The organism is Paraburkholderia domus (assembly GCF_905220705.1).
GTDB classification, from domain to species: Bacteria; Pseudomonadota; Gammaproteobacteria; order Burkholderiales; family Burkholderiaceae; genus Paraburkholderia; species Paraburkholderia domus.
In genome coordinates this window covers 1-13,846 of sequence record NZ_CAJNAT010000059.1, presented here as the reverse complement: position 1 = coordinate 13,846, position 13,846 = coordinate 1, and the positions used below count along the sequence as shown (strand labels likewise).

Annotated in this window: 14 protein-coding genes and 1 pseudogene; 9 read left to right on the top strand and 6 right to left on the bottom strand. The window is 60.1% G+C overall.

The window, feature by feature from the left end:
- Positions 1–103: 103 nt before the first annotated feature.
- The 6 genes and pseudogenes from KHO31_RS38480 to KHO31_RS39950 form a co-directional block, all read left to right on the top strand.
- Positions 104–460 (top strand): annotated as a pseudogene (locus tag KHO31_RS38480) (uracil-DNA glycosylase family protein); the annotation flags it as partial.
- 168 nt (positions 461–628) lie between these two features.
- Positions 629–1,228 (top strand): cytochrome b, encoded by a 600-nt coding sequence (locus KHO31_RS38475; RefSeq protein WP_201081372.1) that lies wholly within the window; start codon positions 629–631, stop codon positions 1,226–1,228.
- 58 nt (positions 1,229–1,286) lie between these two features.
- Positions 1,287–2,738: a glycosyltransferase family 2 protein gene (locus tag KHO31_RS38470; RefSeq protein WP_211626029.1), complete on the top strand. Its 1,452-nt coding sequence runs from the start codon at positions 1,287–1,289 to the stop codon at positions 2,736–2,738.
- A gap of 178 nt (positions 2,739–2,916) precedes the next feature.
- Complete coding sequence (locus KHO31_RS38465) at positions 2,917–4,155, top strand: aromatic ring-hydroxylating oxygenase subunit alpha (protein WP_201086581.1); 1,239 nt, start codon at positions 2,917–2,919, stop codon at positions 4,153–4,155.
- A gap of 161 nt (positions 4,156–4,316) precedes the next feature.
- Positions 4,317–5,306, top strand: coding sequence for an alpha/beta hydrolase (locus KHO31_RS38460; RefSeq protein ID WP_236071728.1), 990 nt, complete (start codon positions 4,317–4,319; stop codon positions 5,304–5,306).
- A gap of 365 nt (positions 5,307–5,671) precedes the next feature.
- Entirely contained in the window at positions 5,672–6,088 is a 417-nt protein-coding gene (locus KHO31_RS39950) for a rubredoxin (RefSeq protein ID WP_201086582.1), read from the top strand.
- On the opposite strand, the gene KHO31_RS38445 is transcribed toward KHO31_RS39950, so the two are convergent.
- On the bottom strand, positions 6,085–6,930 hold the full coding sequence (locus KHO31_RS38445; RefSeq protein WP_201086583.1) for an oxidoreductase: 846 nt from the start codon (positions 6,928–6,930) through the stop codon (positions 6,085–6,087). The two genes, KHO31_RS39950 and KHO31_RS38445, sit on opposite strands and share 4 nt — an antisense overlap.
- Positions 6,931–6,987: 57 nt before the next feature.
- Positions 6,988–7,917, bottom strand: coding sequence for a LysR family transcriptional regulator (locus KHO31_RS38440; protein ID WP_211626027.1), 930 nt, complete (start codon positions 7,915–7,917; stop codon positions 6,988–6,990).
- Between the two features lie 113 nt (positions 7,918–8,030).
- On the opposite strand from KHO31_RS38440, the gene lysA reads away from it, so the two are divergent.
- Positions 8,031–9,272, top strand: a complete 1,242-nt coding sequence (gene lysA, locus KHO31_RS38435; protein ID WP_236071725.1) for a diaminopimelate decarboxylase — start codon at positions 8,031–8,033, stop codon at positions 9,270–9,272.
- A gap of 26 nt (positions 9,273–9,298) precedes the next feature.
- Here the strand turns inward: lysA and KHO31_RS38430 are convergent, their stop codons facing one another.
- Positions 9,299–10,219 carry a LysR family transcriptional regulator gene (locus KHO31_RS38430; RefSeq protein ID WP_211626023.1) on the bottom strand — a complete coding sequence of 307 codons (921 nt, stop codon included), beginning with the start codon at positions 10,217–10,219 and terminating at the stop codon, positions 9,299–9,301.
- A gap of 123 nt (positions 10,220–10,342) precedes the next feature.
- Between KHO31_RS38430 and KHO31_RS38425 the strand changes: the two genes are divergently transcribed.
- Both KHO31_RS38425 and KHO31_RS38420 read left to right on the top strand, forming a co-directional pair.
- Positions 10,343–11,110, top strand: coding sequence for a transporter substrate-binding domain-containing protein (locus KHO31_RS38425; protein ID WP_211626020.1), 768 nt, complete (start codon positions 10,343–10,345; stop codon positions 11,108–11,110).
- Between the two features lie 40 nt (positions 11,111–11,150).
- Positions 11,151–12,269, top strand: a complete 1,119-nt coding sequence (locus KHO31_RS38420; RefSeq protein WP_211626018.1) for a succinylglutamate desuccinylase/aspartoacylase family protein — start codon at positions 11,151–11,153, stop codon at positions 12,267–12,269.
- 24 nt (positions 12,270–12,293) lie between these two features.
- Here KHO31_RS38420 and KHO31_RS38415 read toward each other — a convergent pair whose 3' ends face one another.
- The 3 genes from KHO31_RS38415 to KHO31_RS38405 form a co-directional block, all read right to left on the bottom strand.
- Complete coding sequence (locus KHO31_RS38415; protein ID WP_211626016.1) at positions 12,294–12,731, bottom strand: hypothetical protein; 438 nt, start codon at positions 12,729–12,731, stop codon at positions 12,294–12,296.
- A gap of 498 nt (positions 12,732–13,229) precedes the next feature.
- Positions 13,230–13,490, bottom strand: coding sequence for a hypothetical protein (locus KHO31_RS38410; RefSeq protein WP_211626014.1), 261 nt, complete (start codon positions 13,488–13,490; stop codon positions 13,230–13,232).
- 1 nt (position 13,491) lies between these two features.
- On the bottom strand, positions 13,492–13,846 hold a 355-nt coding region (locus tag KHO31_RS38405), incomplete at its 5' end, for a hypothetical protein (protein ID WP_211626012.1).

Here is a 13,846-nt window from a genome sequence, read left to right as displayed (position 1 = left end):
CAGGCATGCACCATTGCCGTGTCGGTCATTGCGGCGCTGCCGTTCACCGGTATACCGCATCTCCGTTTCTCCGCCAACGCCGAGCCCGACGCGGGATTGGAATGCTTCCAAATTCGCGATCGTGCCGATGGGTTTCTGCTTTCCGGGCAAAGGCGCGAGTGGCGATTTGCCGCCGAGACCCGAATGCGCCGCGCATTGGCATCAGGCCTTGCTCGCGCAATTGCGTGAGGTGAAGCTCACGTTACTGATTGGTCAATACGCGCAGCGTTTTGGTCTGGGTGACGCGTTCGGGCCGACGCTAACCGATACGCTGCTGCGCTGGCGAGAATATGGACCCAGCGTGATGCCGCTTCCGCATCCCTCGCCGCGCAATATCGCCTGGTTCAAGCGCAATCCGTGGTTCGAAGCGGAGGTCTTGCCGACTTTGCGGACGCGGGTGGCTGTAGCGCTCCAGGAATGACTCGCGGCGCGCGGTCGAAATAAACTGAAACACACAATTAAGCACCTGGTGGAATAAAACGGCACACTGGGGCGTTTGCCTCCTACCAGCGGCGCGACCGGACCTGCTCCGGCATCGCCGAATTTTCAAACAGCTTTCGCAGAAACGCATTTGCAGACGGAACGACCCATGAATACCCACGCCGACTCATTGACCGATTCGACCGGCACACCACTGCCGTCGCGCTATACCCGCACGGCGATGACGCTGCACTGGCTGATCGCGTTGTTGATGATCGGCAACGTCGTACTCGGCCTGACCGCTGAATCATGGCCCGACGACTGGGTGCGTCCGGTAGTCGATACTCATAAGTCGATCGGCATCACGGTGCTCGGTCTCGTGCTGCTGCGTATCTTGTGGCGCGTGTCGCACAAGCCGCCGCCGTTGCCGCGCGAGTTCCCGTCGTGGGAGAAAATCGCTGCGCATGTGGCCCATTTCCTGCTGTATCTGCTGATGATTGCTTTGCCGCTGTCCGGCTGGTTGCACGATTCCGCGTGGAAAGATGCGGCCACGCATCCGATGCGTCTGTTCAATCTGTTCCCCTGGCCGCGCATCGGTTACGTGATGCATCTCGACCCGGCGCTCAAGGAGACCTTGCACGACCGCTTCGGCGCCTTGCATACGTGGCTCGGCTACGCGCTGTATGCGTTGCTGGCGATGCATATCGGCGGCGCGTTGAAGCATCAATGGATCGATCGCAAGTCGGTTCTGAAACGCATGGTGCCGTAAGCACCGTCGCGCTACGTTTTACCTAATAACCGCACCAACGACGGACTCAGCAGTCATTTTGAAGAAAACTCTGGAACAGGCGCTCGCCCTTGCATCCCCGCGCATTCTGCCGCGTCCCACTACGCTGCTGAGCACGCTGATTCATGTCAGCGTCGTCGCGTTGTGGCTGCTGCTGTTCGCACGCGCATTCTTTCTGCAAGGCGTGGTGGCGTGGTCGACGGGTATTGCGTACGTCGTGTACGACACGTTGCTCCTCGCCTTCGTCACATGGAAAACGCTGCCGCTGATGCGGCCCACGCCGCCGCTCGAGCCGGACTTCGATGCGCGCAGCTTGCCGAGCATGGGTGTGATCGTTGCGTCGCATAACGAGGCGAAGGTGTTGCCGGTTACGCTCGCCGCGCTGCTGCGCCAGACGCATGGCCCGGCGCAGATCGTGATCGCCGACGACGGCTCCACCGATGCCACCCAGGCGCTGCTCACCGAACGCTTCGGGCTGGCTGCCGCAGCCGACGGTGTACTGAGCGCATCGAGTTCGCTTTATCCGAATCTTTACTGGCTGCGCGTGTCGCACGGCGGCAAAGCCCGTGCGCTGAACGCTGCCATCACGGTCATGACCACCGACACCGTCATGACCGTCGACGCCGACACGCTGCTCGACGACGACGCCACCTACGCAATGCGCGCCGCCTTCGCGAGCGAGCCGAAACTGGTCGCGGCGGCCGGCATTCTGGTGCCGGTCTGCGGCAAATCGGTTTCGGGCCGCGTGTTCCAGTGGTTCCAGACCTATGAGTACATGCGCAACTTCATCGCCCGCTTTGCGTGGATGCGCGCCGACAGTCTGCTGCTGATCTCAGGCGCCTTCGCGTCATTCAAGCGCGACGCGCTGGTCGACGTAGGCGGCTTCGATCCGCAGTGCCTGGTCGAAGACTACGAACTGATTCATCGGCTGCGCCGCTATTCGGTCGATCATGGTCTCGGCTGGGACGTCCGCGTGGTCGGCGACGCCCATGCACATACCGACGCACCGGACAACCTCGGCAGTTTCCTGCGGCAGCGCCGCCGCTGGTTCGCGGGCTTCCTGCAAACGCAATACTGGAACCGCGACATGACTGGCAACCCGCGTTACGGCACGATGGGCATGCTGATGCTGCCGGTCAAGGCCATCGACACGATGCAGCCGATCTACGGGCTGACCGCCTTCGCGCTGCTGCTCGGCTTTCTGTTCGGCGGGCATGGTGCGATCGTCCTGTCGATTTTCAGCGTGATCGGCCTCAAAACGGCGATCGATCTCGCGTTTTATCTTTGGTGTATCCATCTGTACCGCCGCTGGACCGGCGAGCGCACCCGCTCCAGTTTGTGGATGGCGATGCTCGCGGCGATCACCGAGCCGTTCACGTTCCAGCTGGTGCGGCATGTCGGCGCACTGCTCGGCTGGCTGCATTTCCTGCGCGGCGGCCGCTCGTGGGGCGTGCAACGCCGCTCGGGGCTCGTCACGCACGACGAAAGTTAGCCGCCGATTGCGTGATGTGGCGCAGTCAGGCGCGATTGCTCGCATGGACTGGGCTGGGGAGCATGGCGTGCTGTTGGCGGAACATGCCGCTTTGGGTTCGAGTAGACTGTACGACGATGTCGGCCCGCGAATTGCAGGGCGGCAACCTTCTATCCGCTCGTGCACGGAGGCTCCACCTATGCATGCTGTTCCCCCGCTCGAACAAGACACCGTTGATGCGCCGGTCGATGCGTCGCCTGCTCATGCAGGCGCGCAAACCAACGCCTCCGCAGCAGGGAATGCACACACGCCGGATCACGCCGCCAACGACGCTCCGGTGCGCGATCTGCGCCGCGTCGGCATTCACCCCGACTACTGGTATCCGCTCGCGTGGTCGCATGAAGTGAAGCGGGGCAAGACGCATGGTGTGACGTTCGCGGGTGAGCCGATCGTGCTGGCGCGTACGGAGTCCGGCAAGGTGTTCGCGCTCGAAGATCGTTGCGCGCATCGTCAGGTGCCGTTGCATCAGGGCGTGGTGGACGGCGAATCGATCCGCTGCGGCTATCACGGCTGGACCTACGACTGTTCGGGGGCGTGCATCGATGTGCCCTATCTGGGCCGCGATCGTCTGCCGAACGGCGTGCGGTCTTATCCGTGCCGCGAAGTCGAAGGCCTGATTTTCGTGTTTCCCGGCGACGCCGCTTTGGCCGAAGAGCGGCCGCTACCCGCGTTCGGCTCCGTCTCCGACAAGAAGTACAAGACGCGTCGTTTCGGCCGTCCGGTGAATTGCCACTATTCGTTCATGCACGAGAACCTGATGGATATGAACCATCAGTTCCTGCATCGCCGGCAGATGGGGCAGATGCGTGCGCGTTCGCTGGGGCGGCGGCGCGGCGAAGGTTGGGTCGAAGTCGATTACACGTTTGCGCGCATGGCCGGCCAGCAGCCGATCGGCGAAGCGATCGTGTTCGGCCAGAGCCGCAAGGTAGGCGGCGACAACGACAAAGACGTGATGACGATCCGCACCGAGTATCCGTATCAGACACTGCAGATCCGCACGTCCGATCAGACGCTGGTGATGGATTTGTGGATTGTCTACGTGCCGCTCGATCGCGAGCAACGCACCAACCGTACGTTCGGTCTGCTGTCGATTCGCAAACCGGGTATTCCTGGCGTGCTCAATCTCGCATGGCCGCTGCTCGTGTGGTTCACCGAACGTATCTTCAAGGAAGACCGTGCAATCGTCGAAGCCGAGCAGCGTGCGCACGACACGCAGGGCTCGGACTGGAATCACGAAGTGTTTCCAGTCATCAACGAACTACGTGCCTTGCTGCGCGAGAGCGGCGCGCCGGATCAGGTGGTGGGCGCCGGCACTGGCGGCGGCGCGGTGATCCGCTTCTGGGATTCACGTCACGGTAACCCCTTGTCGAATACCTGACATTCGAGTTTTTTGGCGCCGCGCAGGACCGTACAATCATCGGCGACGATGAGTGGCGAGAAGGCGGCACAGGCTATAGCAAGACGCATAAGACGCATAAAGCGCGGGCTCATCGATCGGGAAATCCAAAAGCAAAATTAATCGCGTGAGGGGTCCATTCGATGAGTACCGAACTGCATGCAGTGATGCCGGTTGTCGTGTTCTGCGTGGGCCTCGCCATCATGGCGGTGGCGCTGGTGAAGGGCGGCCCCAAACAGCCGCCGCCGCTCGCGTCGATCAATGAGCCTTTCAAGTCGGTCGATACTTCCGATTTACCTCCGATTGAACGCTACATCGCACGCGACAACGAGGAACTCGCCTATCGGCGCTATGCGAGCCAATTGACGCGACGGCGCGGCAGCGTTGTGCTGATTCACGGCTCGTCGGCGAGTGGCGTGAGCCTGCACACCCTGGCGAAGGCGCTCGCTGCGGCCGCTTACGACGTCTACGTGCCCGACATGCGCGGACATGGCGAATCGGGCAAGAAAGGCACGATCGCCTATATCGGCCAGCTCGAAGATGACCTAAGCGACTTTCTCGATGCGGTACAGCCGGCTGGACCGCGTACGCTGGCCGGCTTCTCGGCGGGTGGCGGCTTCGCGCTTCGGTTCGCGGGAGATGCTCGGCAACTGGCATTCGATCGTTATGTGCTGCTTGCGCCGTTCATTCATCAGAACGCGCCGACAACGCCGCCCTCCGTCGGCGGGTGGGTGAATGTCGGGTTGCCACGCGTGATCGTGCTGGTGATCCTCAACAAGCTGCGCATTACGCTTTTCAATCATCTGCCGACCGTGGCCTACGCGCTGTCGCCCGAAGCGGCGGCCATGCTCACGCCGCAGTACTCGTACAACCTGATGCAGAACTTTCGTCCGCATGAGGGTTACCGCGCGGATATCCGTGCAACGCGGCAGCCGGTCGAAGTGCTGGTCGGCGCGGATGACGAGGCGTTTCACGCGGAGAAGTTTGCCGGCGTCTTTGCGGAAGCAGGGCGCGTAGTGCCGGTCACGATCGTGCCTGGCGTGGCGCATATCGGGTTGACGCTCGATCCTACCGCCGTCGCCGCGATTGTGGCGGCAGTGTCTGAGCATGCCGGCGAGGTGGCGTTTACGTAGGCGAGCTTTCCACCCGGTAGGGAATTTATCCATCTCCACCTGGTGGTGAATTCAGGCCGGTCGAGCAGCGATAATGGCATCTAACACACGCAGGTTTGCGCCATTCGAGGTGCGCCTGCCTCCGACCCGTGTACCATTTCGCTTTTTCCGATCTTTAAGAACACCCCGTGACTACGCAACAAATCCCCACCGCATCCCGTAAATCCCTGACTCTGCTGCAATTGCTGGGCCTCATCGGCGCCGCCGGACTGATTGCAGCCATTGTGCTGAACCAGTTCGTCTAATCCCCGCCACGAAGCCCTCGCTTCAAGCATCCGACCCTATGCCGGCGCTCGCTACCGGCTTTCTCGATATCCCGATTTGCCATGTACAAGAAGGGCGTAGCCGTAGAACTCCAGTTTTCGCCCGAGCGGCTCAACGACGGCGCCGGCGATCCGTACTGGATCGATTTGACGCAGGCTGAAGCGCAACGGCTGCTGGAAAGCCTGCAGGCACGCCTGGCTGAAAGCAGCGTAGGCACCGCCGCGCCTCTGGTGGTGAGCCTCGATGAGACACCGGCGTCACAAGCGGCCGCTGCGCCGCATGCTGGGCCAGAAAACGCGGCCTCGGCAGACGACTTCAAACAGTGGGTCTGCGTGATCTGTGGCTGGGTCTACGACGAAGCCGCCGGCTTGCCGGAAGAGGGCATTGCGCCGGGCACCCGCTGGGCAGATGTCCCGGTCGACTGGCGATGCCCACTGTGCGATGTGGGCAAGGGAGATTTTGCGCTGGTCGAGTTTTAAGTCGGAAAATCCGCGCCGACCGTCGTCGCTTCCCAGGCATCGAAGTCGCCAGCCATGAAGTCCAGCTTCTTGCGCGCCAGTTCGAGCGCCATCTTGCCGAGCAGCAAACGCAGCGGCGGTTTCTCCGACAGCGCGGCGTCGATGATGGCTTGCGCGGCACGCACCGGATCGCCCGCCTGTTTGCCGCTGCGTGCTTCGGTCTGCTTGCGGCGCTCGCCGGCCGTGGCCGCGTAGTCGTCTATAACCGTCGCCGATTGTTTGATCGACGGACCGGCCCAATTCGTGCGGAACGGACCGGGCTCGACGAGCAATACGTCGATGCCGAGCGGTTTAACCTCCGTTGCAAGCGATTCGGACAGACCTTCCACTGCATACTTGGTGGCATGGTAATAGCCGGTCGCGGCGAAACTCGTGATACCGCCAATCGACGACACATTCACGATCAAGCCACTGTGCTGCTCACGCATGATCGGCAGCACCGCCTTCGTCATATCGACCAGACCGAACACATTGGTCTCGAACATCGCGCGCACTTCGTCGTCCTCGCCTTCTTCGATCGCGGCCAGATAGCCGTAACCCGCGTTATTGACGAGCGCGTCGATGCGCCCGAAACGCTGCCTGGCTTGCGTGACCACGTCGTCGATCTGCTTGCGGTTCGTCACGTCGAGCGGCAGAACCAGCGCGCGATCACCGTGTGCGTCGGCGATATCTTTCACTTTCGACGGGTCGCGTGCAGTGACCACCGCGCGCCAGCCGCGCTCCAGCACCAGCTTCGCCAACTCGCGGCCGAAGCCGGTCGAACAGCCTGTAATCAGCCAAACGGGGTTGTCTCGATTCATCATTTGGGAAACTCCTGTTGATGGGCTAACGCTGCGCGGATTGATCGTCGAACAGCGCCCTTACTGCTGCTTACGTCTTGTGCGGGTTTTTAATTGTAGTCGCAGCGCGGCGGCCTCGCTTTGCAGCGCTTGGACGAACGCGCCAGCCAGCGGATGGCTCGGACGATGCTCCGGATGAACCACGCTCACGCGAAACGGCAACGACAGGGCGAGCGGCCGGATATGCAAATTGCGGCCCGCGAAATCGAGCGCGGTAAGCGGATTGACGATAGCCACGCCGAGGCCTTGCCGCACGAAACTGCAAACGGAGACGGCGGTGGGCGTCTCGATTATCTGGCGGCGCGCGATGCCCGCTTGTGTAAAGGCTTCGTCGATCTGAATCCGGTACGGATCGTTCGACGACAGGCTGATGAATGGCTGATTCGCGAAATCCTTCAACTCGATCACGCGCTTTGCGAGCAGTGGATGCCCGTCGGGTAGCACGCACACTTCGTCCACTTCGAGTAAGGGCGTCAGGCGTGTTCCGGCGGGTGGGGAGTCGTGTTCGGTCAAGCCGAGGTCATAACGCTGCGCGGTCAGCCATTCTTCGAGAAACGGCGATTCCTGCGTTGCGATCGAGAGACTTACGCCGGGCTGCGCGTCGTGGAAACGTTTCGATGCCCCGGGCAGGATCGAGTGCGAAAACGCGGGCAACGCGATGATGGAAAGCTGGCCGCCCTGAAATTCGCGCAGGCTTGCCGCGGTGGACGCTACCCGTTCGAGTCCGATATACGCACGCTTGATTTCGTCGAACAGCGTCAGTGCGGACAGGGTCGGACGCAGCCGCCCATGCACGCGTTCGAACAAGGCAAAGCCGATGCTCTGTTCCATGCGCGCAAGTTCGCGGCTCACTGTGGGCTGCGAGGTGAAGAGTATCTCGGCCGCTTTGGTGACGCTGCCCGCTGTCATCAACGCGCGGAAGACTTCGATGTGTCGATGTGTGAGCGCCATGGTTCCTATATCAGGAATGAATGGATTTTAGAAGAATAGGTATTTTACTGAATGACCGGTTCTCAGCATCATGTTGCATTACACCAATGCTTCGATATAAAGAGCCGCGAATCGTGACCACTTTCAATCCACAACAACTCGCCGGACTTGCGCATCAGCACGGCACGCCCCTTTGGGTTTATGACGCCGACGTCATTCGCCAGCGTATTGCCGAACTGCGCAGCTTCGACGTGATCCGCTATGCGCAGAAGGCATGTTCGAACGTGCACATCCTGAAGCTGATGCGCGACGAAGGGGCGATGGTCGATGCGGTGTCTCCAGGCGAAATCGCGCGCAGTCTTGCGGCGGGGTTCACACCGGATGGCGATCCCGAGGGCGTGGTTTTTACAGCGGATCTCGTCGATCAAGTGACGCTGGCCACCGTGATCGAGCACCGCATCACGGTCAACGCGGGGTCGCTCGATATGCTCGAACGTGTGGGGCAACATGCGCCTGAAGGTCACCGTGTGTGGCTGCGAATCAATCCCGGTTTCGGCCACGGACACAGCAACAAGACCAACACGGGCGGCGAGCATAGCAAGCACGGCATCTGGCTCGACGACGTGCCGCTGGCGATAGCTATGGTACGGCGTTACGGCCTGAAGCTGGTCGGATTGCACATGCATATCGGCTCCGGCGTCGACTACGCGCATCTATCGCGTGTGTGCGATGCAATGGTCGAAGCGGTGCAAGGCTTAGAACACGATATCGAAGCGATTTCGGCCGGTGGTGGCCTATCGGTGCCGTACAGCGAAGGCGAACCGCGGATCGACGTCGAACATTATTTCCGTCTTTGGGACGCGGCGCGGCGGCAGATCGAAGCGCATCTCGGGCATCGCGTGAGACTGGAAATCGAGCCGGGGCGCTTTCTGGTCGCGCAAGCGGGCGTGCTCGTTGCCGAAGTGCACGCGCTGAACCGGCGGCCGAGCCGGCAGTTCGCCCTGGTCGATGCGGGCTTCAATGACCTGGTGCGGCCGTCGTTTTACGGTAGTCATCATGAGATGACGGTGGTGAAAGGCAATGGCATGCCGAGCGAAGCGCCGGTTGGCGCTTTCGCGGTCGCCGGGCCGTTGTGCGAAGCGGGCGATGTGTTTACGCAGGATGTGGGCGGTATCGTCACGAGCCGCCCGATGCCCGTGCCGGAAGTGGGCGACTTAATCGTGTTTCACGACGCTGGGGCATATGGCGCATCGATGTCATCGAACTACAACAGCCGGCCGCTGGCTGCGGAAGTGTTGATTGAAAGTGGCGAGCCGCGTTTGATCAGGCGTCGGCAAACCATCGAGGAGTTGATCGCGCTGGAAACGTTGGACTGAGCACGCCAATGGCGACTTAGCTGGTTTCATCGTGCCCTCACCGTGCGCGTGTACGACGCGATCATTGTCGCGAGTTCCTGCGCGGCGGGCGTGACAGGAATGGCCGCGCGCTGCAACAGACACACGTTCTGTTCGACCGCGCGTTCGCGCACGTTGATCGACGTGAGCGTGCTTGCAAACGGCCCACGCTTCGCGACGATCGACGACTCCAGGGACAAGCAGTCCGTCGCGCCGACCAGATGCAGCGTCTCGTACAGGCCTTCCACCGTCGCGATGATTTTTGGCGGCGGTAAGCCGTGGCTTTCCAACAGATGGCTTAGGCGGTTGACTTGCGGGTCGTCGGTCAGATTCGGCGAACGCGTCGCTACCCATGTGCAATCGGCAAGCTCGGCCAGCGTGGTCGCGCCCGCCTTCGGATGACCGCGACGGCAGACGATCACGGGATCGGATGGATAGAGCGGCGTCGCGGACAGATCGGCCGTATCGGTGTGTTTCGACACCAGCGCGACGGCGAAATCGAGCGTGCCTTCACGAATCCACGAAATCATCATCCGCGAGGTGCCGGTGCGCAAATGCACCGCGACTCGCTCGAAGCGCGCGCGGAATTCCATCAGCACCGGCGCGAAGGCGTCGACGAGCGGCTCGGTGGTCATGCCGAACGTGACCTCGCCCGCGTAGTCGCCGCGCAATTGCTGCACTTCCTGCTCGGCGCGTTCGCATTCGCCGAGGATCGCACCGGCGCGCTGCAACAGGCGCTGGCCGAGCGCCGTCAGCGCGATCCCGCGGTTCGTTCGGGTGAATAAAGTCGCGCCCAGCATCGATTCGAGATTCTGCAACTGCTGCGTGATGCCGCTCTGGGCGATGCCGAGCGCCCGCGACGCCGCGCGGATGCTGCCGTGCTCGGCCACGGCGGTGAAAGCGCGTAGCTGGGAGATCGTCAACGCCATGAATAATCTCAGTGATCGGTAAAAGTGATCATGATATTACTTTCGGGGCTTCTTTGAGGCGCGGCGGCGGCATAGGATGGCCCCGTACCCAGTAGTAATCCGCCCAACCCACACCCGTCCCCCATGAAAATCTCGCTGATGATCTTGAGCGCCGCGCTGGCTTTCAGCAGTGGTGCGTTTGCCGCCGACCCCGCCACGCTGCGCCTCGGTATCGATCCAAGCTATCCGCCGATGGACGCGAAAGCGCCCGATGGCAGCTTCAAAGGTTTCGACGTCGATCTCGGCAACGAAATCTGCCGGCGTATCCAGGCGCATTGCCAGTGGGTCGAACTCGAGTTCTCGGGGATGATTCCCGCGCTGCAGGCGCGCAAGATCGACGCGATTCTTTCGTCGATGGCGATTACTGAGAAACGCGAGCAACAGATTCTGTTTTCGTCGAAACTGTTCCAGTTCAAATCGCGGCTGATCGCGCGCCAAGGGTCGCCGCTCGCGGGCGGCACGAATGCGTTGGCCGGCAAGCAGATCGGTGTGCAATCGGGGACGCAGTTCGAGGGGTATGCGCTGAAGAACTGGGCGCCGATGGGCGTGCATGTGGTCGCGTATAAGAGTCAGGATGAGGTGTTCGCGGATCTGGAGAACGGTCGTCTCGATGGCGCATTGCTTGGTTCGGTCGAAGCCGACTACGGCTTTTTGCGCACGCCGGCGGGCAAGGGCTTTGCGTTTGTCGGCGAGCCGCTTTCGATGGGGGACCGTGGTGTGGGTATCGGCCTGCGAAAGGATGAGACTGCCGTGCAGGCGTCCATTAACGCGGCAATTGCTTCGATGCTTAAGGACGGTACGTACGCACAGATTGCGAAGAAGTACTTCGACTTCGATCCGTACGGCAACTGATTCTTTTACTTCCCATTCTTCGTCTCCAATACTTTCGTCCATGAACAAGCAATCGATTCCGCTTCTATCGCCGGCTATCGGCACGCACCGTGAACTGGTGTCGTTTCACTTTGGTCCCGCGGATAGCGGACAGAAGATTTACATCCAGTCGTCGCTGCATGCTGATGAAACGCCGGCGATGTTGACGACGGTTTTGCTGAAGCGTCGATTACTCGAACTGGAGAAGCAGGGCGCGCTGAATGCGGAAATCGTGCTGGTGCCGGTGGCGAATCCTGTCGGGCTTGGGCAGTACGTGCTCGGGCAGTTTATTGGGCGCTTCGATCTGGGGAGCGGTAAGAACTTCAATCGACACTTCATACAGTTTTCGAAGCTGGTGGAGCGGGCTAAGGAGGCGTTGGGTTCGGATGCTGGGGAGAATCGGCGGATTGTTCGCGAACTGATCGCTGCTGAGCTAGCTGAACAAAAACCGTTGACTGAATTCGAGTCGCTGCAATTGGCGTTGCTGAAGCTTTCCTTCGATGCGGATGTAGTGATTGATTTGCATTGCTCCTTGGAAGCGGCGATGCATCTCTATACCAGTGAGGCGGCGTGGCCTGAGTTTGAGCCTTTGTCACGGTATTTGGGGGCGCAGGCTTCGTTGCTGGCTACTAACTCGGGGGGTGAGTCGTTTGATGAGACTCATAGCCTGGTGTGGTGGAAGTTGCAGCAGGAAATGCCGGTAGATAAGCCGGTGCCCGATGGGGCGATTGCTGTCACTGTGGAATGCCGTGGGCAGCGGGATGTGTCTTATGAAGTCGCGCAGGAGGATGCTGATGCGATTGTGGATTACCTTGGTTGGCGGAAGGCGATTCGGGTTGATGCTGTTAAGCCGTTGCCCGAGTTGTTGTCGCCCGCGACGCCGCTCGCTGGGAGTGAACAGTTCTACGCGCCCGTTAGTGGGATTCTTATCCATCGCGCGAAGATCGGGGACACGATTCTTGTCGGGCAGCCTTTGTTCGATATCGTCGATCCGTTGACTGATGAGACGACTCCCTTGTCTAGTAGCACTGAGGGTGTGCTTTATATGCGGCGCGCGATTCGGTTTGTGACGGCTGGAGCGCCGTTGGGTCGGGTGACTGGGAAGAAGGCTTTTAGGACGGGGGTTTTGTTGGGGGCTTAAGGGTTCGGGTGTGCGTGTGGCGAGTCAACGACGGTAAGTCATCGTCGGCGAAAGGTGCGATTGTTCGCGCCTTTTTCGTCGGATGACTTGAGGTTTTTCGAACGCAGGTGGCTTAGGAACTACCCGCAGAGTGGTCCAATCCGGCCCCTGCAAATCCCCGCCTTCCCATCTGACGAATTCCATTTCGCAGAGTCTGCTGGCGGCATCTGTGAATAAAAGCACATCTAAGTTCGTGCCATCCAAGTCAGACATTACTCCCTCGAACGGATACAGTTCCTGCCCCCCAGCCGTAGGATGGCAATGGCCTTTAAGCTGGAAACGTATGATCGATTCATCCGGCAAGGTTGGTTGCGCTTGAGCAATGGCCAAATCGGACAGCAATTGCGCACCTTCATTGGGTGCGAGATTGCGTGCAACTTCGGCAATGAAGGCGCGTTCGGTCTCGGTCAAATTTCGCAACATGTCAGGGCTTCCCTTTACAGGAAATATTGTTCCGACGTTGATTTCGCCGTTCGACTCCACCTATAGCCGGAACTCGACAAGGACGCGATCAATCGTCATTCGCCCCCATGTGTTCGACCCTTTCTCCAGATTCGGAACTATCGTTCGTACTTCCTGTGCGACGCTGCTTCCTACGGTTACGGGGTCCAATCCCTCTGCTTTGAGACGCGACTCATAGTGGCGAGTCTGAAAGTTGAATCCCTCCTGTCGCGTTACCAGTCCTCTCCGCTGGCTAGAACTTCCGCGTGATAGGCGCGTGCGCGCCTCGAAATCTCGTCCCACCGTTCGATAGTCAAGGACAGGTTCTTGCCGTGCTCATAGACGGTAAGGACCAGACTGTCGTCCTTTTCAACTGCAAGCTCCGTGAAGGGGTTAAATTTCGTAGGATCGTAGGTGACTCGGACATCATCAATTCGTTCATATGCAAGGTTTTCCAAGTTCCGGACCCCGGTTAGAGTTTCACGGCCAGTCATCATCGCTGTCCAATGTCTCTTGGTGGTATTTACGCGCACGTGTAAGTATCTCTTCCCATTGCTCCAAAGTGAGATGCAGCGCCTCTTTACGCGCTTCAATAGTGATCACCAAATTGCCCTCTTTTTCGACTGCGATTTCAAGGAACGGATCCTGTTGATACAGGTTCATCTGATCTGACGTATAGACACAGTAGTACGGGTGAGCCGCACGGATGTCTCCCACGTATTCAAATATGAGCTCGCTCATCTTACTTTCTCCGGAAGCCAATAAATTCACCACTTCGCGTCCAAGATGAAGAAACACCGTCAGACCGAGTATAGGTGACCCAACCGCCCGGTGATCTACCGCTTTGGCCCTCCATTCTAACTCCAGTTTCCAGAATGCCTCTTACCTGTTTCGACGCGAAGTCATTGAGTTGTTCATTCGTCCGGTAGACCTGACGAACATCTTCGGCGGTTTTGAACCCGAAGTAGTTCGGATGCTTTGTTACTGCTCTGCCAGCCTTGCTCATCAACTGCCCAGCCGCGTGCGCCTCATTCGCTGCCGCCAGCAGTTCATCTTTAGTGACCTGCGTCGGCTTGCACAGATTGGCGATCCCGCCA